The 1,316-nt window shown below is 45.9% G+C and carries 1 protein-coding gene; it reads left to right on the top strand.

Features of this window, described 5'->3' with window-relative positions:
• Positions 1 to 60 precede the first annotated feature (60 nt).
• Positions 61 to 1,074, top strand: coding sequence for an IS110 family RNA-guided transposase (locus GNT65_RS20405; RefSeq protein ID WP_160799000.1), 1,014 nt, complete (start codon positions 61 to 63; stop codon positions 1,072 to 1,074).
• Positions 1,075 to 1,316: the final 242 nt, after the last annotated feature.

Here is a 1,316-nt window from a genome sequence, read left to right as displayed (position 1 = left end):
TCGGCGTCAAAAGCGCCATATTGAATTTACAAGGTTCAATGTCAACAAAAGGTGTCCACTATGAAAGTTACTCTAATTGGTATCGATTTGGCAAAAAATGTTCTTCAGGTTTGCGGTGTCAATCAAGCCGGTAAAACGCTCTTTAATCGCACCGTTAAACGCACTCAACTGTTGAAAACGCTCGTTCAATATCCCGATGCTGTGATTGCCATGGAAGCCTGTAGTGGGTCAAATTATTGGGGGCGAGAGCTGATGTCGCGCGGATTTGAGGTAAAACTTATCCCACCACAGCACGTGAAGCCCTTCGTGAAAGGCAATAAAAATGACCGCAATGATGCCTTTGCAATCTGTGAGGCAGCGATGCGCCCTAACATCATCTGTGTAAAACCAAGAACCTTAGAGCAGGTCGATATCATTATTTCCCATCGAATTCGCGAGCGTCGTATTCGTGTCAGAACCGCGTTGACCAATCAAATACGTGGATTGTTGAGTGAATACGGCATTGTTATTCCCAAAGGCCGCGACCCGCTCAACCTTGCTCTACCTGAGTTACTCGAAGATGCCGATAACTCACTAACCACCACCGCCCGTAGGTATATCAGAGAGTTACTCGATGAGTTATATGCCATCAATGCTTCGATTAAATCACTGGAAAAAGAGATTCGACTACAGGCAAGAAATCATGAAGATACCAAGCGATTAACCGCTATACGAGGTGTCGCTGAAATTATTGCTACGGCGGCGGTATCGTTCGCTGGTGATGGTTCAGGTTATCAAAATGGGCGACATTTCTCGGCAAACTTGGGGCTAGTGCCGAAAGAGTTCTCAAGTGGTGGAAAGCAGAAATTAGGGGCAATTACCAAGCGGGGAAACAGCTATCTAAGGCGACAACTGATTCAAGGTGCTTGGTCTGTCATACGCTACGCCAATAATAACGACGACAGGTTATCTGTCTGGGCAAGAAAGGTCATCGAGCGAAGAGGCAAACAGAAAGCGGCGGTAGCTGTGGCCAACAAACTCGCCAGAATCATTTGGGCAATGCTTTACTACAAAACGGAGTACAGACCTGGCTAAACAACAAGAACAATTACATACCCGAAAAACCGAACGCAATTAATGAAGTAACAGGTAATACCGGCCTTCGCAAATGCTGAGAGAGTACAAGGTGTTGTAACACCGAAGGGATGATAAGCAGCGAAGGCGCGGTTCTCATTAAGGCCAGAGCACGAAGATGCTCACAAACAGGTCGGATATACGTACGCAGTATTACTTTCTGTTACTCACAAAATGTTTGATCTATCCGAGGTGTCCATATA

This window comes from Shewanella insulae, from assembly GCF_009831655.1.
Lineage (GTDB): Bacteria > Pseudomonadota > Gammaproteobacteria > Enterobacterales > Shewanellaceae > Shewanella > Shewanella insulae.
Note: the sequence above shows the minus strand (reverse complement) of the source record. Positions and strands in the feature narration are given on the sequence as shown.